The sequence below is a fragment of the Mycobacterium sp. SMC-14 genome (assembly GCF_046250075.1).
Taxonomy (GTDB): Bacteria; Actinomycetota; Actinomycetes; order Mycobacteriales; family Mycobacteriaceae; genus Mycobacterium.
The window spans coordinates 3,576,845-3,598,398 of the sequence record NZ_CP176429.1 but is presented as its reverse complement, the minus strand read 5'-3'; the positions used below and the strand labels follow the sequence as shown (position 1 = coordinate 3,598,398).

General features: G+C 67.6%; 21 protein-coding genes. 12 read left to right on the top strand and 9 right to left on the bottom strand.

Translation table 11 applies throughout. From position 1 onward, the window contains the following. Positions 1 to 121 precede the first annotated feature (121 nt). The 3 genes from ACKY0W_RS17080 to ACKY0W_RS17070 all read left to right on the top strand — a co-directional run bounded on the left by ACKY0W_RS17080 (position 122) and on the right by ACKY0W_RS17070 (position 2,007). Positions 122 to 1,222, top strand: coding sequence for a ferritin-like domain-containing protein (locus ACKY0W_RS17080; RefSeq protein WP_406757661.1), 1,101 nt, complete (start codon positions 122 to 124; stop codon positions 1,220 to 1,222). 193 nt (positions 1,223 to 1,415) lie between these two features. Next, positions 1,416 to 1,715: a GlsB/YeaQ/YmgE family stress response membrane protein gene (locus tag ACKY0W_RS17075; RefSeq protein ID WP_409435041.1), complete on the top strand. Its 300-nt coding sequence runs from the start codon at positions 1,416 to 1,418 to the stop codon at positions 1,713 to 1,715. A gap of 10 nt (positions 1,716 to 1,725) precedes the next feature. Further along, positions 1,726 to 2,007, top strand: a complete 282-nt coding sequence (locus ACKY0W_RS17070; protein ID WP_409437831.1) for a hypothetical protein — start codon at positions 1,726 to 1,728, stop codon at positions 2,005 to 2,007. 39 nt (positions 2,008 to 2,046) lie between these two features. On the opposite strand, the gene ACKY0W_RS17065 is transcribed toward ACKY0W_RS17070, so the two are convergent. From ACKY0W_RS17065 to ACKY0W_RS17055, 3 genes are all read right to left on the bottom strand, one after another. Continuing rightward, positions 2,047 to 2,988 (bottom strand): PE-PPE domain-containing protein, encoded by a 942-nt coding sequence (locus ACKY0W_RS17065; RefSeq protein WP_409435040.1) that lies wholly within the window; start codon positions 2,986 to 2,988, stop codon positions 2,047 to 2,049. Positions 2,989 to 3,262: 274 nt separating this feature from the next. Then, positions 3,263 to 4,255, bottom strand: a complete 993-nt coding sequence (locus ACKY0W_RS17060; protein WP_409435039.1) for a PE-PPE domain-containing protein — start codon at positions 4,253 to 4,255, stop codon at positions 3,263 to 3,265. A gap of 22 nt (positions 4,256 to 4,277) precedes the next feature. Next, entirely contained in the window at positions 4,278 to 4,589 is a 312-nt protein-coding gene (locus ACKY0W_RS17055) for a DUF732 domain-containing protein (RefSeq protein WP_409435038.1), read from the bottom strand. A gap of 267 nt (positions 4,590 to 4,856) precedes the next feature. Between ACKY0W_RS17055 and ACKY0W_RS17050 the strand changes: the two genes are divergently transcribed. Continuing rightward, positions 4,857 to 5,228 (top strand): hypothetical protein, encoded by a 372-nt coding sequence (locus ACKY0W_RS17050; RefSeq protein ID WP_409435037.1) that lies wholly within the window; start codon positions 4,857 to 4,859, stop codon positions 5,226 to 5,228. A gap of 110 nt (positions 5,229 to 5,338) precedes the next feature. On the opposite strand, the gene ACKY0W_RS17045 is transcribed toward ACKY0W_RS17050, so the two are convergent. Continuing rightward, a complete protein-coding gene (locus ACKY0W_RS17045) occupies positions 5,339 to 5,629 on the bottom strand; it encodes a WhiB family transcriptional regulator (RefSeq protein WP_406757653.1) in 291 nt (96 codons plus the stop codon). Positions 5,630 to 5,886: 257 nt separating this feature from the next. Between ACKY0W_RS17045 and ACKY0W_RS17040 the strand changes: the two genes are divergently transcribed. Then, the gene (locus ACKY0W_RS17040; RefSeq protein WP_409435036.1) at positions 5,887 to 6,669 is read left to right on the top strand and encodes a hypothetical protein; all 783 of its coding nucleotides are present in this window, start codon (positions 5,887 to 5,889) and stop codon (positions 6,667 to 6,669) included. A gap of 7 nt (positions 6,670 to 6,676) precedes the next feature. On the opposite strand, the gene ACKY0W_RS17035 is transcribed toward ACKY0W_RS17040, so the two are convergent. Next, positions 6,677 to 7,081 (bottom strand): DUF5319 domain-containing protein, encoded by a 405-nt coding sequence (locus ACKY0W_RS17035; protein WP_024440345.1) that lies wholly within the window; start codon positions 7,079 to 7,081, stop codon positions 6,677 to 6,679. A 186-nt stretch (positions 7,082 to 7,267) separates the two neighbouring features. On the opposite strand from ACKY0W_RS17035, the gene guaB reads away from it, so the two are divergent. The 3 genes from guaB to ACKY0W_RS17020 all read left to right on the top strand — a co-directional run bounded on the left by guaB (position 7,268) and on the right by ACKY0W_RS17020 (position 11,803). Next, positions 7,268 to 8,812 carry an IMP dehydrogenase gene (gene guaB, locus ACKY0W_RS17030; protein ID WP_406757918.1) on the top strand — a complete coding sequence of 515 codons (1,545 nt, stop codon included), beginning with the start codon at positions 7,268 to 7,270 and terminating at the stop codon, positions 8,810 to 8,812. Between the two features lie 66 nt (positions 8,813 to 8,878). Continuing rightward, positions 8,879 to 10,018 (top strand): GuaB3 family IMP dehydrogenase-related protein, encoded by a 1,140-nt coding sequence (locus tag ACKY0W_RS17025; RefSeq protein WP_409437830.1) that lies wholly within the window; start codon positions 8,879 to 8,881, stop codon positions 10,016 to 10,018. A gap of 63 nt (positions 10,019 to 10,081) precedes the next feature. Continuing rightward, complete coding sequence (locus ACKY0W_RS17020) at positions 10,082 to 11,803, top strand: GMC oxidoreductase (RefSeq protein WP_409435035.1); 1,722 nt, start codon at positions 10,082 to 10,084, stop codon at positions 11,801 to 11,803. 66 nt (positions 11,804 to 11,869) lie between these two features. Here the strand turns inward: ACKY0W_RS17020 and ACKY0W_RS17015 are convergent, their stop codons facing one another. Together ACKY0W_RS17015 and ACKY0W_RS17010 are read right to left on the bottom strand one after the other, a co-directional pair. Next, positions 11,870 to 14,230 carry a glycoside hydrolase family 65 protein gene (locus ACKY0W_RS17015; protein ID WP_409435034.1) on the bottom strand — a complete coding sequence of 787 codons (2,361 nt, stop codon included), beginning with the start codon at positions 14,228 to 14,230 and terminating at the stop codon, positions 11,870 to 11,872. A 10-nt stretch (positions 14,231 to 14,240) separates the two neighbouring features. Continuing rightward, positions 14,241 to 15,017, bottom strand: coding sequence for a beta-phosphoglucomutase family hydrolase (locus ACKY0W_RS17010; RefSeq protein WP_409435033.1), 777 nt, complete (start codon positions 15,015 to 15,017; stop codon positions 14,241 to 14,243). A 46-nt stretch (positions 15,018 to 15,063) separates the two neighbouring features. Here ACKY0W_RS17010 and guaA point away from each other — a divergent pair, with 46 nt between their 5' ends. Both guaA and ACKY0W_RS17000 read left to right on the top strand, forming a co-directional pair. Further along, positions 15,064 to 16,617, top strand: coding sequence for a glutamine-hydrolyzing GMP synthase (guaA, locus tag ACKY0W_RS17005; protein WP_409435032.1), 1,554 nt, complete (start codon positions 15,064 to 15,066; stop codon positions 16,615 to 16,617). Positions 16,618 to 16,622: 5 nt separating this feature from the next. Next, the gene (locus ACKY0W_RS17000) at positions 16,623 to 17,534 is read left to right on the top strand and encodes a phytanoyl-CoA dioxygenase family protein (RefSeq protein WP_409435031.1); all 912 of its coding nucleotides are present in this window, start codon (positions 16,623 to 16,625) and stop codon (positions 17,532 to 17,534) included. Between the two features lie 22 nt (positions 17,535 to 17,556). Here ACKY0W_RS17000 and ACKY0W_RS16995 read toward each other — a convergent pair whose 3' ends face one another. Next, positions 17,557 to 18,159 carry a TetR/AcrR family transcriptional regulator gene (locus ACKY0W_RS16995; protein ID WP_409435030.1) on the bottom strand — a complete coding sequence of 201 codons (603 nt, stop codon included), beginning with the start codon at positions 18,157 to 18,159 and terminating at the stop codon, positions 17,557 to 17,559. Then, positions 18,137 to 18,991, bottom strand: coding sequence for an oxygenase MpaB family protein (locus ACKY0W_RS16990; protein ID WP_409435029.1), 855 nt, complete (start codon positions 18,989 to 18,991; stop codon positions 18,137 to 18,139). Before ACKY0W_RS16990 ends, ACKY0W_RS16995 begins: the two co-directional genes overlap by 23 nt. Before the next feature lie 195 nt (positions 18,992 to 19,186). Here ACKY0W_RS16990 and ACKY0W_RS16985 point away from each other — a divergent pair, with 195 nt between their 5' ends. Beyond that, a complete protein-coding gene (locus tag ACKY0W_RS16985; RefSeq protein WP_409435028.1) occupies positions 19,187 to 19,900 on the top strand; it encodes a hypothetical protein in 714 nt (237 codons plus the stop codon). Between the two features lie 11 nt (positions 19,901 to 19,911). Then, positions 19,912 to 21,507 (top strand): DNA polymerase Y family protein, encoded by a 1,596-nt coding sequence (locus tag ACKY0W_RS16980; RefSeq protein ID WP_409435027.1) that lies wholly within the window; start codon positions 19,912 to 19,914, stop codon positions 21,505 to 21,507. Positions 21,508 to 21,554: the final 47 nt, after the last annotated feature.

Sequence of the window (21,554 nt, the reverse complement as noted above, 5' to 3'; positions counted from 1 at the left end):
GGCGATTCGAGGGGGCCGCGACGAAGGCTTCGGCCCCGCCATCCTTGACGCGCCGCCGCCCGCGGCGCAGTGTGATACACGTCATGAGACCACTGGTCACACCCGGTAAAGGCGGCAGCGCATGACCACAAGGGACAAGTACACCGACGTTCCCACGCCGTACTCGTGGGAGGTCCCCAGCGCCGGCGACGCGCGCTTCACGTGGGAGTACGACGACGGGCGATCCCGGCTGCTGTCGCTGTATCAGAAGGGCAAGGACAAGCAGTGGGATGCCCAGTCACGCATTGACTGGTCCCAGGACGTCGATCCGATGAACCCGGTGGGTCTGCCCGACGAGTTCCATCCACTGTTCGGCAGCCCGATGTGGGAGGCCGCGGACGACGCGCGTCGCGCCGAGATGCGCCAGCACTCCCAGGCCTGGCAGTTCTCCCAGTTCCTGCACGGCGAGCAGGGCGCGATGGTGTGTGCGGCCAAGATCGTCGAGGTCGTCCCCGATCTGGACGCGAAGTTCTACGCGGCCACCCAGACCATGGACGAGGCCCGGCACGTCGAGACATTCTCGCGGTTCCTGCAAGAGAAGATCGGCCTCGTCTACCCGATCAACAAGAACCTGACCGCGCTGCTGGACGACACCCTGCGTGACTCGCGCTGGGACATGCCCTATCTGGGCATGCAGGTCCTCATCGAGGGGCTGGCGCTGGCGGCGTTCGGGGTGCAGCGTGACCTGGCGGCACCGGACTCACTGGCCAAGAAGGTGCTGGCCTACGTCATGCAGGACGAGGCCCGCCATGTCGCCTTCGGTCGAATCTCTTTGAAGGACTACTATTCCGAGCTCACTGACGCTGAACGGGACGACCGCGAAGAGTTCGTCGTGGATGCCTGCTACCTGATGCGCGACCGATTCCGCGGCGAGGAGGTCTTCGAGACTCTCGGCATGAATGTCAAAGAGTGCGCGGAATGGGTCGACTCATCGCCGCTGATGATCCAGTTCCGGTCGCACCTGTTCAGTCGCATCGTGCCGATCGTCAAGGACATCGGGTTGTGGGGCCCCAAGGTGCAGAAGGCGTTTCGGGACATGGGGGTGCTCGACATGGCCGGTTTTGACATCGAGGCCCTGATGAAGGCCGACGAGGATCAAGCCGAATCCCTGGACCGGGCGCACGCCGAGATGGCCGCGCGCGCCGTCGAGGTCAACGAGGTGATCACGGCGGGCGCGAGCTAGCCCGACGGGCTGGGCGCCAGCAGTCCGGCCGAGGCGAACCTCGGGCCGGCGAATCCATTGCATCGTTTATCAATTCATTTTTCGGTTCAATGGTGAACAGCGGCGATGGGTGATTAGCCGCCGCGCAGAATGGGTATGAATCTCCCGCGGCGCTGACTGGGGCGGCGCTAAAGGTGTCGAAAAGGAGATCACCATGAACGCAGTGGCGGCCACCGAATTCCTGGCCCGTTCCACAACGTTGACCAGCGTGGGGTGGATCGGCTACATCGTGATCGGCGCTATTGCCGGCTGGATCGCGGGTATGGCCATGAAGACCAAATACGGTCTGCTCGCCGACGTACTCGTGGGTGTCGTCGGAGCGTTGATCGGTGGGTTCCTGCTCAGCTTCGTGGTCGACACGGCGAGCGGCGGCTGGTGGTTCACCCTGTTCACCGCAATTTTGGGCGCGATCATCCTGCTCTGGCTGCTGCGCCTATTCGGGCGCGAGGCGTAGGGGAGTGGCGATGATGAAAAACGTTGCGTTTGCTGCCTTTGCGCTGGGCGTGCTGATTTCCAGCGGTTGCTCGGCCTCGCAGGTGATCAACACCGGCGGCGACACGAAGTGCAAGGACTTCGTCGACCAGGACGAGAAGAAGCAGGACGACGAAATCACCAAGATGCTGCAAGACAAAAGCGGTGCAGCCCCATCGAATCTGGAGATCTCGGCAACCCGTCTATCGGTGTCGACCTACTGCAAGACGTTGGGAAAGCCGGAGAGCAAGATATCCGAAGCGCCGCACGGCTGAGGGCACAGCGCAGTTCGAGCCGGATAAGACAGGCTGAGCTCAGTACGAGTTGGTGAACAGCAGCACCAGCGAGTCCCACACGCTCTGGAGTGGATCGCTGGTGGCGACCCCGTTGAACAACAGCGCGTTGAGCCAGGCGTCGAAGCCGTTGATGTCGTCGTCGTTGATGTTGACGTAGGTCAGCAGGCCGTCGGTCATGGTGGTGGCGTCGGCGATCTGCTCCGGGGTCAGACCCAAGTACTCCACGTGTGGGCCGAAGATGTTCAGCAGCGCACCCCACAGGCCGTTTTCGGCGTAGGAGTCCACGAAGTTGGCCACCGGGTCGGTGGGCAGGCTGTAAATGGTGGTGGGGTACAGGTCATTCGGCGTAGAGCTGCCGATGCTGTCATCCATACCGGTAAAGCTGAGGAAGGCGTCGGTGAACTTGGTGCCCAGCGTCGCGTCCATGGCAGCTTCCAGGTGTTGCCAGACGCCGTCCGGGTTGGAAGGGTTGCCGATGAATACGAAATGCAGAGCTTCACTGGGGATTCCGTATGCCGCGAGTTGGGCCATGGCCATCGACCCAGCGGTGGCGCTCTGCGAGTAGCCGAAGATGGTCAGCGGGTGGTCGGCGTCGAATGCGCCTGGGTTTGCGTCGAATTCCTTCTCCACGGCCAGGACGAGAGCTGTTGCGTCGGCAAGGCTGCTCTGCTGGAACAGCTCGGGTGTCGTCAGCACCTGCAGCGGGGCGCTGCACGGGTCGGTGCCGTCCATGTGGCAGACCATCGAGCCGGTCGAACCGCCGTTGAAGCCCAGCGCGTTGAGGTACAGCTCTTCTGCGGAGCGTGCGTACTCTGGCGACGGCGTCGGCTGGCCGGTTCCGCCGAGGATCAGTGCGGTCTGGCTGCCCGCCAGCGGACCGGTGGTGGCCAGCAGGGCCGCCTCGGCGAGCAGGGACCCGGCGGGTGCGATGATCGCTGCGCCGGACGCAGCGAGAACCATGCTGACAGTGGCCAGGCGGCCGACAGTGTCAGCACCTTTGCCCCTGCGCAATGTCACCTGAGCCATGAGAACCCCCCGCCGTGTATGGCATATGAATACCACATTCTCATTTTTGAAGTCTAGGGTTCTCGTGGCCGCTGACGGCCCTCAAAACGGTGCTGCCGTGCACCTTCGACTACCGGTTCGTCACCGGCCTCATGGTCAAGGACGTCCGGCTCTACGTCCTGAATCGTCAAAGGTGTTGGCGAAAGCCGCCGGCGTCGCCGTGCGGCGCTCAGAAGAAGTCATTGAAGAACAGCTGCAGAGAATCCCACAGGCTGTCGAAGATGCCGCTGTTGGCGGCCCCGCCGAAGAAAACCGCGTTGATCCAGGCGTCCAAGCCGTTGATGTCGGTGTCGGAGATGTCGACGTAGGTCAGGCTGCCGTCGACCGTGATGGTGGCGTCGGCGACCTGCTCCGGGGTCAATCCGAGATACCACACGTGCGGGCCCACGACATCCAGCAGCGCGCCCCACAAGCCTTCGGAGGCGTAGACGCCGGCGAAGTTGGAGACCGGGTCGCCAGGCAGTCCGTAAATGGTGGCCGAATACAGATCATTGGGTGTCTCGACGCCCAGCACATCGGTCATGCCGAAAAGGTTGAGCAGATAGACCGTCAGGTCAGGGCCGAGCAGCGCTTCCACGGCCGCTTCCAGGTGTTGCCAGATGCCGGTCGGGGTGGAGGGGTCGCCGATGAACACGAAGTGCAGAGCGTCGCTGGGAATGCCGGCCTCGGCCAGTCGGGTCATGGCGATCGACTCGGCGGTGGCGCTTTGTGAGTAGCCGAAGATCGTCAGAGGGTGCCCGGCGTCGAAAGCGCCTGGGTTGGCGTTGAATTGGTTCTCCACGGCCAGAACGATTGCCGAGGCTGCCGTGAGACTGCTGGGGCCCTGCTGGATCAGTTCGGGTGTCGTCAGCACCTGCAGTGGGGCGCTGCAAGGGTCGGTGCCGTCCATGTAGCAGACCATCGAGCCGGTTGAACCACCGTTGAAACCCAGCGGGTTCAGAAACAGGTTCTCGGCGGAGCGCGCGAACTCGGGCGACGGCGTGGGTTGGGTGGTTCCGCCAAGGATGAGCGCCGTCTGGCTGCCCGCCAGCGGACCGGTGGCAGACAGCAGCGTGGCCGCGGCGTAGACGACCGGTTGGCCGGTTGCGACACCGGCCGCTACCAGACCAACGGCGACGACGTGAGCAACTGCGCTTGTGCCCGCTCTGCCTTGCGATGTCATCGCATGTACGACTTCGGATGCCTCAGAGCGTATCGGGGCACAGGTGATGCTGCGCGGCGTTGATCAGCATGCGCCCCTTGTCGACGTCGTTCGGGTTCACCTGGGCCAGCGTCTGTTCGGGCTTCTCACCCAGATGCAGCCTGTTGCACGCCATCCAGCCGTTGGCCACGACCACGCCGTCGGGCATCTGGGCGTCTCCGATGCTCAACCCCGGGAACCCATTGGCCCGCAGTTCGTTGAGGAAACCTTGCTCATCGGCGCTCGCCGTGGGTGCGCCGATGAAACCGATGGCGAACCCGGCCGCGATGGTCCCGAGCAGAAGCTGCTTCTTCACGTTGCTCCCCCTTGTACTCCGCGTAACGGTTGTGTTGGGAAGCGTATGGCGTCGGCGCCAGGCGAGTCGGGTAATGACCGAAACCGCGGCGGTAGGTTCGCAAGGTGAAGTCCGAGTGGATCGCCGCGAACCGCGCCAACTGGAACGACCGGGCGACGATCCACGCGGCGCGGGACGGAACGGGATATCAGGTACAGCAAGCTGCCGCGCATTGCCGCTTGGGCTGACGCGGTCTCGGCACTACTTGCACCGGGCGGGTCCCTCGTCATGCGCGAAGCACATCCCATCCTGCTATCGACGGACGAATCCCTGGGTGACGATCTGCACTTGAGATATCCGTACTTCGAACACGACGAGCCGGTGCAGTGGGACGACGACCAAAGCTACGTTCCGACGAGTCGGGCTGTTGCGGCGACGAGAACCTACGAGTGGAACCACTCCCTGGGCGAGATCGTGACCGCGTTGATCGCCAGCGGATTGCGCATCGACCTTCTCGTCGAGCACGACACCGCGCCGTGGGAAGCGCTTCCCGGTCAGATGACGCGCCGAGAAGGTAGCGAATGGGCGCTGGCCGCGCGACCTGGCGTGATGCCGCTGAGCTTCACGATCCGGGCCACCAAACCTGCCGACCAGGCGTAACGGTCGGCGGGTTCGACACTGGGTAGGGCGAACAGCCCCCGGGAAACCGGGGGCTGCTCAGGTACCCACTGGGCCGCGGATGTGACGCCGCCGGCCCGGTCGGGAAGCAATTAGCCGCTGGGGCGCAGGTTGCAGCGCAGGGCGGCGTGCCGCTCGGCTTCGGACATACCGCCCCAGATGCCATAGGGCTCGCCTACCGCGAGCGCGTGCGTCCGGCACTGTTCCAGCACCGGGCAACTGCGGCACCACTGCTTGGCGTTCTGTTCACGCTGTGCTCGGGCGCGACCGCGCTCGCCGTCGGGCGGGAAGAACACCGATGAGTCGACACCTCGACATGCTCCCCGGAGCTGCCAATCCCATACGTCCGCGTTGCGCCCGGGCAATTGCTCAACCTGTGGCATGGGAACCCCTCTCAAAACGCTGTTCGGGCCGGACCTTTGGGATGCGGCTTGTCGAGCGGTGTCTCAGGTGGTGCGCGTAAAACAGCGCCGGCTGTCTTCCGGCGCCGAGGGGACGGTAACTAAACGATCTGAAGTAAAACCAACGCGATGGTTAAGAAAGGCTGGCCTAAAAGGGTGGAGTTTCCGTGAGAGTGGATGTTATTCCGCATTCTGTGGAGTGGTTATGCGTAGGCCGTACCGCGTAACGTCGCGCAGCGATGATTGAGGACCCAAATGCGGTCTTGGCGGCCGCCGCGTTCGGCGATGAGCCCGGTCGCTGGCCCCTGCCGAAGGCGACCAATCCCCGGCAGCGGTGGCTGCGCGCCGTCGCGGCCGGGGGGCAGGGTCGCTACGCCAGCGCCGCCGCCGATCTGGCGGTGTTGCTGCGCGAGGCGCCGGCCGGCCCGCTGGTGTCCCTGGCCTACAGCACCCGGGGCTCGTTTCTGCGCCAGCTCGGCGGGCACGTACTGGCCCGCGGTGTGGACGGCCGGGCGCTGGCGCTGGCCGGTGACGATTATGTGGCCCGCGCCGACGCGTTGGTCGGGTTGGCCGCTGACGCCCTGGGAATTGGGCGTTTCGCGGCGTCGGCGGCACTGCTGGGCCGAGTCGAGCCGGAGCCGTCCACCGCGCAGGCGCGCCTGGCGGTCCGCCGGCATTGGGTGACCGCCGAACTGGCGATGGTCACCGGCGACGGAGCCACCGCGGTGCGCCATGCCGAGCAGGCGTGCGAGCTCGCGAGCGACGTCATGGTGCGGCACCGGGTGAAAAGTCAGGTGGTGCTGGCCGGCGCGCTGTGCTGCGCGGGAAATCTCGACCGGGCGCGCGTGGTGGCCGAGGCGGCGCTGCAGGACACCGACCGGCTGGGGTTGATTCCGTTGCGATGGGCGCTGGCGTGCATGTTGGCCGATATCGGCAGCAATACTCGGACGGCTGAAGAGTTACGCGGCCTGCGTGAGGATGCCGCAGAGCTGGTGCGCCACCGCGGTGGCTACTGGAATTAGGACCCGATCAGCGGTAACCGTCGGCTTCCGAGGTCGCCCCGTTGAGCGACGCATCGGCATAGCCGCGGCAGTAATCCCACGTCACGTAGCTGTCCGGCTCTGGGTCGTAGGCCGGCTCGTGCGGGCGGACGGTGCCGTCGATGAGCAGCTGCAGCAGGTTGGCGCGCAGCATGTCCCAGTCGTGGTAGTGGTCCTGCTGGCAGTCGTCACAGCACACCACCAGGCCGCGAATTCCCCTGTGCGCCAGTAACGCTTCGTAGACCGCCAGATCCGCGAGGTCAGCCTCGACAGCGGTCCGTTCCTGCGGGTCCAGTGGCTGGCCCGGTTCGACGGCGTCCAGTGCGGCGGACGGGTCATGCGGATCGTCGGCGAACGGGTCGGGTGGCAAACCGGGTGGCAGGTGGTCACGCACGCCCATCAGGGTACGCAGTCGCCATGACAGAACGCCAGCGGTGGGCCGTGGGACGCCGCCGGGGGTCAAGGGTGGTGGCGGGCGAAAGCGCTCGCGGGACGCTATTAGGATGGACTTTTCACCCCGGCTTTGTAGTGGAGGCTCCCAGATGGCCGTTGGTTGTCCAAAACAGAGGTCAGCGCTCCGATGACCGGTGCCATGGGCCCGCAAGATGATGTGGTGTACGCCGATGGTGCGGTCGGTGGGCAGTCCCCCAAGATCGCCATGCTGGGGCTGACCTTCGACGATGTCCTGCTGCTTCCGGCCGCGTCCGACGTGGTGCCGGCTACCGCCGACACCGCCAGTCGGCTCACGCGCAACATCACGCTCAAGGTGCCGCTGGTCAGTTCCGCGATGGACACCGTCACCGAGGCGCGGATGGCGATCGCGATGGCCCGCGCCGGTGGCATGGGCGTCCTGCACCGCAACCTGCCCGTCACCGAGCAGGCCGGCCAGGTCGAGACCGTCAAGCGGTCCGAGGCCGGCATGGTCACCGACCCGGTCACCTGTACACCGGAGAACACCCTGGCCGAGGTGGATGCCATGTGCGCCCGCTTCCGGATCTCCGGGCTGCCGGTCGTCGACAAGAACGGCTCCCTTGTCGGCATCATCACCAACCGCGACATGCGGTTCGAGGTCGACGAGAACAAGCCGGTCGCCGAGGTGATGACCAAGACGCCGCTGATCACCGCGCAAGAGGGCGTCTCCGCCGACGCCGCGCTGGGTCTGCTGCGCCGGCACAAGATCGAGAAACTGCCGATCGTCGACGGCCACGGCAAGCTGACCGGGCTGATCACCGTCAAGGACTTCGTCAAGACCGAGCAGCACCCGCTGGCCACCAAGGACAGCGACGGCCGGCTGCTGGTCGGGGCCGCGGTAGGCGTCGGCGACGACGCCTGGGTACGGGCGATGACGCTGGTAGACGCCGGGGTGGACGTGCTGATCGTGGACACAGCGCACGCACACAACCGCGGGGTGCTGGACATGGTCGGCAAGCTCAAAGCCGAGGTGGGGGAGCGCGTCGAGGTGGTCGGCGGCAACGTCGCCACCCGAAGCGGAGCCGCTGCGCTGGTCGAGGCCGGAGCCGACGCGGTGAAGGTCGGGGTGGGCCCCGGCTCGATCTGCACCACCCGGGTGGTCGCCGGGGTGGGCGCGCCGCAGATCACCGCCATCATGGAGGCCGTTGCCGTCTGCGCACCGGCCGGTGTGCCGGTGATCGCCGACGGCGGCCTGCAGTACTCCGGTGACATCGCCAAGGCGCTGGCCGCCGGCGCGTCCACGACGATGCTCGGCTCGCTGTTGGCCGGCACCGCCGAGTCGCCCGGCGAGCTGATCTTCGTCAACGGCAAGCAGTTCAAGAGCTACCGCGGGATGGGTTCGCTGGGCGCCATGCAGGGCCGCGGTGGAGCCAAGTCCTATTCCAAGGACCGCTACTTCCAGGACGACGCGCTCTCCGAGGACAAGCTGGTGCCCGAGGGCATCGAGGGCCGAGTGCCGTTCCGGGGCCCGTTGAGCACGGTCATCCACCAGCTCACCGGCGGGCTGCGGGCGGCGATGGGCTACACCGGTTCGGCCACCATCGAGGCGCTGCAGCAGGCACAATTCGTACGGATCACCGCCGCGGGCTTGAAGGAAAGCCACCCGCACGACATCACCATGACTGTCGAAGCGCCTAACTACTACGTGCGTTAAGCAGGCGTTAGTCCGGCATATTCTCGCGCAGCGAAACAGAAACGAGGCTGACCCGTCATGCGTGACATGGTTGAGATCGGCATGGGCCGCACCGCCCGTCGCACCTATGAGCTCGACGACATCAACATCGTGCCGTCCCGGCGTACTCGCTCATCCCAGGACGTGTCGACGGCCTGGCAGCTGGATGCCTACCGGTTCGAGATGCCGGTACTGTCTCATCCCACCGACGCGCTGGTCTCCCCGGAGTTCGCGATCGAGTTGGGCCGGCTCGGCGGGCTGGGGGTGCTCAACGGTGAGGGGCTGATCGGCCGGCATGCCGACGTCGAAGCCAAGGTCGCTCAGGTCACCGAGGCCGCCGCCAAAGAGCCGGAGCCGTCGGCGGCAATCCGGCTGCTGCAGCAGTTGCATGCCGCGCCGTTGAACCCCGAGCTGCTGGGTGCTGCGGTGGCGCGCATCAGTGACGCCGGGGTGACCACCGCGGTGCGGGTCAGCCCGCAGAACGCCGCGGCGCTGACCCCAGCGCTGGTGGCCGCCGGTGTCGACCTGCTGGTCATCCAGGGCACCATCATCTCCGCCGAGCGGGTTGCCGTGGACCGTGACGGGGCCGGGGAACCGCTCAACTTGAAGACTTTCATCTCCGAGCTCGACATCCCGGTGGTGGCCGGTGGGGTGATCGACCACCGCACCGCGCTGCACCTGATGCGGACCGGCGCGGCCGGGGTGATCGTGGGCTACGGCTCCACCTCCGGGGTGACCACCTCCGATGAGGTGCTGGGCATCTCGGTGCCGATGGCGACCGCGATCGCCGATGCGGCCGCCGCGCGCCGCGAGTACCTCGACGAGACCGGCGGGCGCTACGTGCACGTGCTGGCCGACGGTGACATCCACACGTCCGGGGACCTGGCCAAGGCGATCGCGTGCGGTGCCGACGCGGTGGTGCTGGGCACGCCGCTGGCGGCCGCGGCCGAGGCGCAGGGCGACGGCTGGTACTGGCCGTCGGCTGCCGCCCACCCGTCCCTGCCGCGCGGCGCGCTGATGCAGGTCGCCTACGGGGAGCGCCCCAGTCTGGCGCAGGTGCTCGAAGGCCCCTCCGACGACCCGTTCGGCGCGCTGAACCTGGTCGGCGGGCTGCGCCGGTCGATGGCCAAGGCCGGCTACTGCGATCTCAAGGAATTCCAGAAGGTCGGCCTGACCGTCGGTTCCTGAGCCTGGCAGGTAAGGGCAGCCTATCTAGCAAGTTACCGGTGAGTACGGTCATACTTGCTGGCTATGGAGCCTGACTACGACGTCCTGATCATCGGCTCGGGTTTCGGTGGCAGCGTGAGTGCGTTGCGGCTGACCGAGAAGGGCTATCGGGTCGGTGTGCTGGAAGCGGGTCGCCGATACGCCGACAAGGATTTCGCCAAGAACTCCTGGCATCTGCGCGAATTTCTGTGGGCGCCGAAGCTGGGTTGCTACGGCATCCAGCGCATCCACCTGCTCAACAACGTCATGGTGCTGGCCGGCGCCGGGGTCGGCGGCGGGTCGTTGAACTACGCCAACACCCTCTATGTACCGCCGGAGCCGTTCTTCGCCGACAAACAGTGGGCGCACATCACCGACTGGCACGCCGAGTTGATGCCGCACTACGACCAGGCAAAGCGGATGCTCGGCGTGGTCAAGAACCCGACGTTCACCGACGCGGACCGCATCGTCAAGCAGGTCGCCGACGACATGGGGGTCGGCGACACGTTCGTGGCCACCCCGGTAGGGGTGTTCTTCGGTGAGGACGGGGCTCAGGCCCCGGGCAAGACGGTGGCCGACCCGTTCTTCGGCGGCGTGGGCCCGAAGCGCACCGGGTGCATCGAGTGCGGCGAATGCATGACGGGCTGCCGCTGGGGCGCCAAGAACACCTTGGTGAAGAACTACCTGTATCTGGCGGAATCGAATGGCGCACAGGTACATCCGATGACGACCGTGACGGCCTTCGAGCAGGGTGCCGACGGGTTGTGGCAGGTGACGACGGTGCGAACCGGCCTGCGTGCGCGCCGGCACCGCAAAACCTTCACCGCCCGGCACCTGATCCTGGCGGCCGGCACCTACAACACCCAGCGGCTGCTGTTCAAGATGCGCGACAAGGGCAAGCTGCCCAAGCTGTCCGACAACCTGGGCGTGCTCACCCGGACCAACTCCGAATCGATCGTGGGTGCGGCGACATTGACCGTCAACCCGGACCTGGACCTGACCCACGGCGTGGCGATCACCTCCTCGATTCACCCCACCGCCGACACCCACGTCGAACCGGTGCGCTACGGCAAGGGCTCCAACGCCATGGGGCTGTTGCAGACCCTGATGACCGACGGACCAAGCCCGGGGGGTGGAAAAGGCACCGATGTGCCGCGCTGGAAGCAACTGCTGAACCAGGGCCGTGAAGACCCCCGCAACATTCTGCGGCTGCTGAACCCCAAGGACTGGAGTGAGCGCACCGTGATCGCCCTGGTCATGCAGCACCTGGACAACTCGATCACCACCTTCACCAAACGCGGCAAGCTGGGCTTGCGCCGCTACACCAGCAAGCAGGGCCACGGCGAGCCGAACCCGAGCTGGATCCCGGTCGGCAACGAGGTCACCCGCCGCATCGCCGCCAAGATCGACGGCGTCGCCGGTGGCACCTGGGGTGAGTTGTTCAACATCCCGCTCACCGCGCACTTCTTGGGCGGGGCGGCGATCGGGGACAGCCCCGAGCACGGCGTCATCGATCCCTACCAACGGGTGTACGGCTACCCGACCCTGGCGGTGATGGACGGCGCGGCGGTCTCGGCCAACCTCGGCGTCAACCCGTCGCTGTCGATCACCGCGCAGGCCGAGCGGGCCGCGTCGCTGTGGCCCAACAAAGGCGAGGACGATCTGCGGCCGGTCCAGGGCGAGGTCTACCGGCGGCTCGACCCGATCGCGCCGAAGAACCCCGCGGTGCCCGACAGTGCCTTCGGCGCGCTGCGCTGGAAGCAGTGATCTCGGCGCGGTAATTCCGGCTGAGCGGGCGCAACCGCGCCGAAATCGCGGGGTTATCGCACGGGTTTACCGCGCGACCTCCCGCCGGTGCTGTGGCTCGCGCCCCGGCGGCTGGGTCGGGGTGGGCAGCAACGGTTCACGCCGACGGGCAGGCAGCGTCGTCGGGGACTGCGTGCTCAGTTCGATGTCCTCCCCGGCATGGTTGATCGTCAGCCGACCGTCGGGGCCATCGCGCAGCGTGTAGGTGACCTTGCTGTGGTTGGCGTCGACCGTCACCCGAAATCCCCGCCAGCGCAACCCGAACCGTAGCCGTGAGATCCCGTCCGGCAGTGCGGGATCCAGCGATAGCACGCCGGCGTCGTCACGCAGGCCGCCGAACCCGGCGACCAGGGCGAGCCAGGTCCCGGCCAGCGACGCCATATGCAGGCCGTCGCGGGTGTTGTCGTGCAGATCGCGCAGGTCGACGAACGCCGTCTCGTAGGTGTAATCGTGGGCCAACTCCAGGTGCCCCACCTCGGCGCACATCACCGCCTGGGTGCACGCCGACAGCGACGAGTCGCGCACCGTGCGCCGCTCGTAGTAGTCGACGTTGCGGGCCTTCTGCTCGTCGGTGAACGCGTGGCTGCGCCACTGCATGGCCAGCAGCAGATCGGCCTGCTTGACCACCTGAGCCGGATACAGCCGCACATAGGGTTCGTTGAGCAGCAGCGGGTAGGTGTTGCGGGTGTCGAAGTCCCATTCCGCGGCCGTGGTGAAGCCGTCGCACTGCGGATGCACCCCGAGTTCCTCGTCATAGGGGATGTGCGCCGCGTCGGCCGCGTCCCGCCAGCCGGCCATCTCTTCGGTGGTGACCCCCAGCTCGTGGGCGGCGTCGGGGTGGCGGGCGCACGCCTCGGCGGCGGTGCGCAGATTGTGGGCGGCCATCAGGTTGGTGAACACGTTGTCCCGGACGATCGCGGTGTATTCGTCGGGGCCGGTCACCCCGTACAGGTGCCACACCCCGTGCCGGTCGTGGTGCCCGAGCGAGCGCCAGAGCCGCGCGGTCTCGATCAGCACCGCCAGCCCGCATTCCTGCTCCACCGTGGGGTCGCCGGTGACCACCCGGTACTGCTCGAACGCCGCCGCGATGTCGGCGTTGATGTGCCAGGCGGCGGTGCCCGCCGGCCAGTATCCGGAGCACTCCTGGCCACGGATCGTCCGCCACGGGAAGGCCGCGCCGGACAGCCCCAGCTCGGTGGCGCGACCGCGCGCGAGATCGAGGGTGGTCGCCCGCCAGCGCAGCGCGTCCGCCGCGGCGTGCGGAGCGGTGTAGATCAGCACCGGCAGAATGAAACTCTCGCTGTCCCAAAAGGTATGGCCGTCATACCCGGTGCCGGTCAGGCCCTTGCTGGGGATGGCGCGGCGTTCGGCGCGGGCGCTGGCCTGCAGCAGGTGGAACAGTGCGAAGCGGATCGCCTGCTGGCAGTCCGGGTCGCCGTGGACCTCGACGTCCGCACCGTCCCAGAACTCGTCGAGGTAGGCCCGCTGGGCGTCGACCAGCCCCTGCCAGCCGCTGTAGCGGGCACCGGTCAGCGCCGCGATGGCCTGATCGCGCAACGCGGGCCGAGACCGCTCACTGGACCAGCCGTAGGCCAGGTATTTGACGATGCGCAGTTTCTGCCCCGGGCGCAGACCGCACACCACGGTGGTCGCCGCCACGTCGGGAATCGTCATCGTGGAGACCTGGACCCGCCCCGGTACCTCGACTTCGTGATCCATGGCCGCGGCCATCATCAGTTCGCTGGCGCGGGTGCGATGCACCAGCACCGCGCCGGTGTTGGTGTTCTCGCATTCGACGGCCTCCAGCGGGTTCTCCAGGATCGCCGCCACTCGCGGGTCGGTGGAGGTCGGGGGTTGGTCCTCATTGGCGACCAGCTCGGATTGCACTGTCACACGGACGAACTCGTCGATCGCCTCGACGACGTATTCGATGGCCGCGACGCTGCGGTGGGCCAGCGACACCAGTCGGGTGGAATGCACCTTGACTTGTTTTTTCGCTGGTGAGCGCCAGTGGATGTGGCGGGACAGGGTGCCGGCCCGCAGGTCGAGGATGCGCTCGTGGCCGATCAGCTCGCCGTAGCGGACATCCAGCGGTTCGTCGTCGACCATCAGCCGGATGATCTTGCCGTTGGTGACGTCGACGACGGTCTGTCCGGCCTGCGGGTAACCGAATCCGGACTCGGCGTGTGGCAGCGGCCGCACCTCGTAGAACGAGTTCAGGTAGGTGCCGGGCAGGCCGTGCGGTTCGCCCTCGTCGAGATTGCCGCGCAGGCCGATGTGTCCGTTGGACAGGGCGAACAGGGACTCGGTCTGCCCGAGCAGATCCAGGTCGAGGTGGGTTTCGCGGATCTGCCACGGTTCTATCGGAAAGTAATCCTCGGAGATCATCGGCCCGCTTTCACATCAGTTCCGCCAGATCGGTCACGACGACGTCGGCGCCGTGGCTCAGTAGGTCGTCGCGCTGGCCCACCCGGTCGACGCCCACCACGAAGCCGAACCCACCGGCTCGGCCGGCCGCCACCCCCGACAGCGCGTCCTCGAACACCGCGGAAGCGGCGGGGGCGACACCGAGCAGCTGCGCCGCCCGCAGGAACGAGTCCGGCGCGGGCTTTCCCGCGATGTGTTCAGTGCGCAGCGTCACGCCGTCGACCCGTTCGCCGATGAAGCGCTCCAGACCGGTGAGCGCCAGCACTGCACCGGCGTTGGCGCTGGCCGACACCACCGCAGTGGCCAGGCCGGCATCGGTGACCGCCGTCAGGTAGCGCCGGGACCCTTCGAACACCTCCACCCCGTCGGCCTGCAACGTCACCCGGAACGCCTCGTTCTTGCGGTTGCCCAGGCCGTGCACGGTTTCGGCGTCGGGCGGGTCGTCATCGGTGCCGTCGGGCAGGGTGATGCCGCGGCTGGCCAGAAACGCGCGCACTCCATCGTCGCGTTTGCGGCCGTCGACGAAGCGCCGGTAATCACCTTCGGGGTCGAACGGCACGAACGGCTCGTCGGTGCGTTCGGCACGCGCCGACAGGTAGGCGTCGAACATGGATTTCCAGGCGCGGGTGTGCACGCTTGCGGTGTCGGTAAGCACTCCATCGAGGTCGAACAGGCAGGCACGCACCGTTTCGGGCAGACCCAGCACGTGTTCTCCCTCCGGCGATCCGGTGTGCCTCCACTTCACCATGCCCGCCGTCGGCTCGGCTGACTTTTGCCGCCACTACACTCTTTGCGTGTCATCACCATCTTCTCGCCCCGTGTTGGTCATCGACTTCGGCGCGCAGTACGCCCAATTGATCGCCCGCCGGGTTCGGGAGGCGCGGGTGTTCTCCGAGGTCCTCCCGCACACCGCGACCGTCGAAGAGATCGCCGCGCGCGATCCGCTGGCGGTCGTGCTGTCCGGTGGACCGGCCAGCGTCTACGCCGAGGGCGCCCCCCAGCTCGATCCAGCGCTGTTTGATCTCGACATTCCGGTGTTCGGCATCTGTTATGGCTTTCAAGCCATGGCGGCCGCGCTGGGCGGCACCGTCGAGCACACCGGGACCAGTGAGTACGGCCGCACCGAACTGACGGTGACCGGCGGGGAACTGCACTCGGGTCTGCCGGGCACTCAGCCGGTGTGGATGAGCCACGGCGACGCGGTGACCGCCGCGCCGGACGGGTTCACCGTGGTGGCCGGTACCGCGGGTGCTCCGGTGGCCGCGTTCGAGAACCGTGCCCGCCGACTGGCCGGGGTGCAGTACCACCCCGAGGTGCTGCACACCCCGTACGGGCAGCGGGTGCTCAGCCGGTTCCTGCATGAGTTCGCCGGCATCGACGCGACCTGGACGCCCGCCAACATCGCCGATGCGCTGATCGAGCAGGTGCGCGAACAGATCGGCGACGGCCACGCCATCTGCGGACTGTCCGGCGGGGTGGACTCCGCGGTGGCCGCGGCGCTGGTCCAGCGTGCCATCGGTGACCGGCTGACGTGTGTCTTCGTCGACCATGGGTTGTTGCGCGCCGGGGAACGCGAGCAGGTGCAGAACGACTTCGTCTCCGCCACCGGGGCCAAGCTGGTCACCGTGGATGCCGAAGCGGTGTTCCTGGACGCGCTGTCGGGGGTGTCCGATCCCGAAGGCAAGCGAAAGATCATCGGGCGCCAGTTCATCCGGGCCTTCGAGGGTGCGGTGCGAGACACCTTGGGAGACCACGATGTCGAGTTCCTGGTCCAGGGCACGCTGTATCCGGACGTGGTGGAATCCGGCGGGGGTACCGGCACCGCGAACATCAAGAGTCACCACAACGTCGGCGGGCTGCCCGACGACCTGAAGTTCAGCCTCGTCGAGCCGCTGCGGCTGCTGTTCAAAGACGAGGTGCGCGCGGTCGGACGCGAGTTGGGACTGCCGGAGGAGATCGTTGCCCGCCAACCGTTCCCGGGCCCCGGGCTGGGCATCCGGATCGTCGGCGAGGTCACCGGACCGCGGCTGGCGACATTGCGGGCGGCCGATGCGATCGCCCGCGAGGAGTTGACCGCCGCCGGACTGGACCACCAGATCTGGCAGTGCCCGGTGGTGCTGCTGGCCGATGTCCGTTCGGTAGGGGTGCAGGGCGACGGCCGCACCTACGGCCATCCGATCGTGCTGCGGCCGGTGTCCAGCGAGGACGCCATGACCGCCGACTGGACTCGGGTGCCATACGAGGTGCTGGAGCGGATCTCAACCCGGATAACCAATGAGGTTCCCGAGGTCAACCGCGTAGTGTTGGACGTCACCAGCAAACCCCCCGGCACTATTGAGTGGGAGTAGCCACGATGATTGCTGCGTTTTCGGCTGCCGACGTCCAGCGTCGCGAATTCTGGGCGCAGCTGTGCCCGGGAATGTCGATAGAAGCCGGGGGCGCCCGCCCGTCCGCTGCAGTCGGTGAGCTTGATACCCAGCTGGCCAACCTGAAGCGCGAGGGCTACGTCCAGGTCCCCGACGCCCTGCCGGAAGCGGCCATCGCGCCCATTCGCGCGGGGGTGTCGACGCTGTTCCAGCAAGGAATCCCACTGGCTTTCGCCTTCGTCTATGACGAGCTGTGGCTGGCTTTCCAGGGGCTTTCGGAGTTCCTCACCAGCGTGATGGGCGAGGGGTATCAGGCGTTGCCCGACTTTTGGGTCTGGCACGTCAATCCCAGCGATAACGCCGTGGGCTGGGGCCCGCACCGCGACCGGGTGATCGGGACGCTTGACGACGACAACTCGCCGCGGACGTTGACTGTGTGGCTTCCGTTCAGTGATGCCACCCCGCTGAACGGATGCATGTACGTGCTGCCCGCCCATCTCGACGATCGTTTCGTCCAGCGTCGATGGGACGGGCCGGACAACACCGTGGTCCGCAATGTGCAGGACGTTCGGGCGTTGCCCGCCACGGCCGGCACCATGTTCGCCTGGAATCAGGCAGTGCTGCACTGGGGCGGGCGCGGCAGCCGTCTCGGGGCCGCGCCGCGGATCAGCGCGGCTTTTGAGTTTCAGCGCTCCGACTGCGCGCCGTTCAACACGCCGTTGCTGGATCCGGGCCGCATGCCGACGTTCACCGAGCGGCTTGGGCTGATCGGCAAACAGGTTCTGCAGTATCGCCACATGTATCCGCTGGCCAGCGATGTCGAGGCCATCGCGACCTTGCTGGCGGAGCGCTACATGCCCGAGGTAGCCGCCTCGATGGGGGTCGGTGCGGCTCTCTGACCGAGTGGGGTTTTGAAGTGCCCTACACCGGCATTGCGCGCAGCGCCGCGGGAAGGCTGGGCAGAAAATGCACGGTCGCGAACGTTCGGATGTCCTCGGCGGAATCCAACGGTTCGCGCGACGGCAATAACAGTGCCAGCGCCGCGTATCGCAGGATGGTGTCGGCCAGTTCGGTGACCACCTGCGGGCCGATGCGTTCGGCGAACCCGGCCGGGAAGATCACCCGCAGCGCTTCGGACATCCGGTCCACGATCGCGTCGTAGTGCCGTCGGCCCAGTTCCAGGGCCAGTGCCGGCTCGTCGGTGATCATCCGGTTGAGCACCCGATGCCGGCGAAACTGCATGATCGCCGAGGTGAACGCCTCGACATAGTAATTCGATTGGGCGCCAGAGCTTTTCAGCTCGGCCGCGATCTCGTCGTAGAGCGCGGCATTCTCCCGGTCGATGACCGCGGCGACCAGCTCATCGCGGCCGGCGAACCGGCGGTAGATGGTGGTGCGGCTGACCTTGGCGCGGCGAGCGACGTCGTCGAGTGCGACCCGCCGGAAGCCATGCTGCTCGAACTCGACGACCGCGGCATCGAGGATGGCGGTGGTCGCCGAGTCAGTCCCGGGTGTAGCCGGCATAGGCGAATTGGTTGTAGCGCAGTCGCATCGGCAAATGATCCCATGCCCAGTTGACCGGCCGCGACCGACAGGCCGCAGCGAACCGCTGATAGCGACGCTCTTGTCGAGCACTCCACGGCAGGCCCAGTTGGGCACGGGTGCTCGGCGGCATACCGCCGGTGGTGAGAAACGCCGCGAGCGGATTGAAGACCACCGAGATCGCCCGCCACAGCGCCGGCGGCATCCCCTTGGGGCAGGGGAAGCCCTTGGTGACATAGCCGACGCCGTACTTGGCGGTCGGGTGGTCGACGAGAACCTTGTCCAGCATCTGATTCCAGTAGCGCTCGAACTCGGCATAGTCGGCCGGCATCGCCCGGTCGCTGACACCGTAGCGGCGATACCAGGTCTTCGATTCGAGGTAGATCCGCTCCTTGTCGGCGGGGGTCAGCCGCTTGACGAAGGTGTCGGCGAAGTACAGCACCTGCTCGACGAAGGTGGCGTGCGCCCAGAAGTAGGTCTCGGGATCCAGGGCGTGATACCGGCTTCCGTCGGGCATCGTCCCCTTGATGCCACGGTGGAAGTCGCGTACCTGCTGGCCAGGGTTGTCGGACTCGGCGCCGTAGACGGTCATGAAGATCGGCGGCAGGGAACGTTTGATGCGGGCGGCGGTGTCGGTGAAGAACACCGAGTGATCCAGCACGCCCTGGCCGAGTTCGGCGAGCATGTTCTGCAGCACCGCGGGCCGCGGCCCGATCAAGAACATCCGGTTGTCGCCGAAGTAGCGCCACACCAGGGATTGCGGCCCCAACGGCAGGGCGTCGGTAGCCGCGTCGGACTCCACGGATTGGGTCATGCGGAACAGTGTTACATATTTTGAACTATGTACCAACCCTGGTGGCTGACAGCCTTGGCGGCGGTGCTGATGGGGCGCGCGAGGCCGTTGATGCGCCGCCGGGAGATCCGGCTTGACGGTTGTCGGTGGGGGAGTGTTCACTCGGGTCAATCGAACATAGTTTCGAACATATTCGAGTGTTTTCCGGAGGCGATCATGACGGCGGCAGTGGACTTGGGGCAACGTCATAGCTCCGGAGAAAATCGCGCCGACCAGCTGGAACAACTGCGTCGGCAGATGGCGGCGGTGGCGGGCAAGGTGGGTGCGGGCCGGCGGGGGGCCGGACCGTCGGCGGCGACCTCTCCGGCGGCCCCGGCCGCCGACTCGGTGCTGCCGGTCCCGTCGCTGCTGGCCGAGGTGCTGCCCGTCGGACTGCCGCGTGGCACGGTGGCAGTGCTCTCGGGGGCCCGCTCGCTGATGCTGAGCATGGTGGCCACGGTGACGGCGGCCGGGGGTAATGCGGCCATCGTCGGTCAGCCGGACCTCGGGCTGCTGGCCGCATCCGAGATGGGCGCCGATCTGAGCCGGCTCGCGGTGATTCCCGACCCGGGCCACGACCCGGTGGAGGTGGCCGCGGTGCTGATGGACGGCATGGATCTGGTGGTGCTCGGACTGGGCGGCCGATCGGTGCCGCCGGCACGCACCCGGGTGGTGCTGGCCCGCGCCCGTCAGCGGGGCTGTGCCCTGCTGGTCTCCGGCGGCACCTGGCAGGGCGCGGCGCTGCAGCTGGACGCTCGGGTGAGCGGCTACGAGACCGTAGGCGACAAGATGACGGGCTGCGGCGCTATGTCCGGGTTCGGCCGGATCGGCGCGGTGCGGCTCGAGGTTCGGGCTGCCGGACGCGTGGCCGGTCGAACCAGGGCCGGGTAGCGAGTCCTCTCATGGCCGACTCTCGAGTACTGGCGCTGTGGTGCATGGACTGGCCCGCGGTTGCCGCGGCGGCCGCGGCGGGGCTGCCGGCCACCGCACCGATTGCGGTCACCCTGGCCAACCGGGTGATCGCCTGCTCGGCGGGCGCCCGTGCGGCGGGGGTGCGGCGCGGGCTGCGGCGCCGAGAAGCGGCGGCGCGCTGTCCGGCACTGCACGTGGTGGCCGCCGACACCGATCGTGATGCCCGGCTGTTCGAGCCGGTCCTGGCTGCGGTCGACGAACTGATGCCGGCCGCCGAGGTGCTGCGGCCCGGACTGCTGGTGGTGTCGGTGCGCGGTGCGGTGCGGGCCTTCGGCTCCGAGGAGCAAGCCGCCGAACGTCTCGTCGACGCAGTGGCCGCGACCGACGTCGAATGCCAGGTCGGGATCGCCGACGGGCTCTCCACCGCGGTGCTCGCCGCGCGTGCCGGCGCCGTGGTGCCGCCTCGGGGAGACGCCCGGTTCCTGTCGGCACTGTCGATCCGTCAGCTGGCCGCCGAGCCCAGCCTGTCCGGGCCGGGGCGTGACGGCCTGGTCGATTTGTTGTGGCGCTTGGGTATTCGGACCATCGGGCAATTCGCGGCGCTACCTCGTCCGGATGTCACTTCGCGGTTCGGCCCCGACGCGCTCACCGCGCACCGGTTCGCCCGCGCCGAGCCGGAACGTGGGCCGTCCGGGCGGGAACCCACGCCGGATCTCGAGGCCGTGCTGCACTGCGATCCGCCGATCGACCGGGTCGACGCTGCGGCGTTCGCCGGCCGCTCGCTGGCCGGTGTGTTGCACCGGACGCTGATGGCCGCCGGGGTCGGCTGCACCCGGCTGGCCATTCACGCCGTCACCGACACCGGGGAAGAGCTGACCCGGGTGTGGCGGTGCGCCGAGCCGTTGACCGAGGACGCCACCGCGGATCGGGTGCGTTGGCAGCTGGATGGCTGGCTGAACAGCCGCGTCGGCTCCGACCGGCCGACCGGTCCGGTGACGCTGTTGCGGCTGGAGCCGGTGGAGGTGCTCTCGGCGACCGAGGCGCTGCAGTTGCCGCTGTGGGGTGGCCTCGGGGAGGAGGACCGGTTGCGTGCCCGCCGTGCCCTGGTACGGGTGCAGGGCTTGCTCGGCCCCGAAGCGGTGCGGGTGCCGGTGCTCTCCGGCGGCCGCGGGCCCGCGGAGCGCATCACCTTGACCCCGCTGGGGGATGAGCCGGTGCCGCTGGCCGACCCGCGCCAGCCGTGGCCCGGCCGGCTCCCCGAGCCGTCGCCGGCGGTACTGCTCGACGACCCGGTGGAACTGCTTGACGCCGAACGCAATCCGATCCGGGTGACGGGCCGGGGATTCTTCTCTGCCGACCCGGCGTGGCTGGTCGCCCGGGGCCGCGACGATCGGCTGCGCTGGTGGGCCGGCCCCTGGCCGGTCGACGAGCGGTGGTGGGACTCGCAGCGGGAGGGGCCGGGCTCCGGGCGCACCGCCCGGGTTCAGGCGCTGCTGGAGAACGCGTCGGGAAGTGCGGCACCCGGGCAGGCGCTGCTGCTGTGCTACCGGCTGCGGCGGTGGTATCTGGAGGGGGTGTACGAGTGAACCGGGTCAATTGCCCGATCGGAGTCCCCGCGCCGAACGTGTACTCA

What these genes read in the sequence shown, in the direction of transcription:
- ACKY0W_RS16995 (WP_409435030.1), bottom strand. Translation starts at nt 18,159, where the DNA reads ATGCCGGCTACACCCGGGACTGACTCGGCGACCACCGCCATCCTCGAT.
- ACKY0W_RS17015 (WP_409435034.1), bottom strand. Translation starts at nt 14,230, where the DNA reads ATGATCTCCGAGGATTACTTTCCGATAGAACCGTGGCAGATCCGCGAA.
- guaB (WP_406757918.1), top strand. Translation starts at nt 7,268, where the DNA reads ATGACCGGTGCCATGGGCCCGCAAGATGATGTGGTGTACGCCGATGGT.
- ACKY0W_RS17020 (WP_409435035.1), top strand. Translation starts at nt 10,082, where the DNA reads ATGGAGCCTGACTACGACGTCCTGATCATCGGCTCGGGTTTCGGTGGC.
- ACKY0W_RS16990 (WP_409435029.1), bottom strand. Translation starts at nt 18,991, where the DNA reads ATGACCCAATCCGTGGAGTCCGACGCGGCTACCGACGCCCTGCCGTTG.
- ACKY0W_RS17045 (WP_406757653.1), bottom strand. Translation starts at nt 5,629, where the DNA reads ATGCCACAGGTTGAGCAATTGCCCGGGCGCAACGCGGACGTATGGGAT.
- ACKY0W_RS17000 (WP_409435031.1), top strand. Translation starts at nt 16,623, where the DNA reads ATGATTGCTGCGTTTTCGGCTGCCGACGTCCAGCGTCGCGAATTCTGG.
- ACKY0W_RS17065 (WP_409435040.1), bottom strand. Translation starts at nt 2,988, where the DNA reads ATGGTTCTCGCTGCGTCCGGCGCAGCGATCATCGCACCCGCCGGGTCC.
- ACKY0W_RS17060 (WP_409435039.1), bottom strand. Translation starts at nt 4,255, where the DNA reads ATGACATCGCAAGGCAGAGCGGGCACAAGCGCAGTTGCTCACGTCGTC.
- ACKY0W_RS17040 (WP_409435036.1), top strand. Translation starts at nt 5,887, where the DNA reads ATGATTGAGGACCCAAATGCGGTCTTGGCGGCCGCCGCGTTCGGCGAT.
- ACKY0W_RS17025 (WP_409437830.1), top strand. Translation starts at nt 8,879, where the DNA reads ATGGTTGAGATCGGCATGGGCCGCACCGCCCGTCGCACCTATGAGCTC.
- ACKY0W_RS17010 (WP_409435033.1), bottom strand. Translation starts at nt 15,017, where the DNA reads ATGGTGAAGTGGAGGCACACCGGATCGCCGGAGGGAGAACACGTGCTG.
- ACKY0W_RS16980 (WP_409435027.1), top strand. Translation starts at nt 19,912, where the DNA reads ATGGCCGACTCTCGAGTACTGGCGCTGTGGTGCATGGACTGGCCCGCG.
- ACKY0W_RS16985 (WP_409435028.1), top strand. Translation starts at nt 19,187, where the DNA reads ATGACGGCGGCAGTGGACTTGGGGCAACGTCATAGCTCCGGAGAAAAT.
- ACKY0W_RS17070 (WP_409437831.1), top strand. Translation starts at nt 1,726, where the DNA reads ATGATGAAAAACGTTGCGTTTGCTGCCTTTGCGCTGGGCGTGCTGATT.
- ACKY0W_RS17080 (WP_406757661.1), top strand. Translation starts at nt 122, where the DNA reads ATGACCACAAGGGACAAGTACACCGACGTTCCCACGCCGTACTCGTGG.
- ACKY0W_RS17050 (WP_409435037.1), top strand. Translation starts at nt 4,857, where the DNA reads ATGCGCGAAGCACATCCCATCCTGCTATCGACGGACGAATCCCTGGGT.
- ACKY0W_RS17075 (WP_409435041.1), top strand. Translation starts at nt 1,416, where the DNA reads ATGAACGCAGTGGCGGCCACCGAATTCCTGGCCCGTTCCACAACGTTG.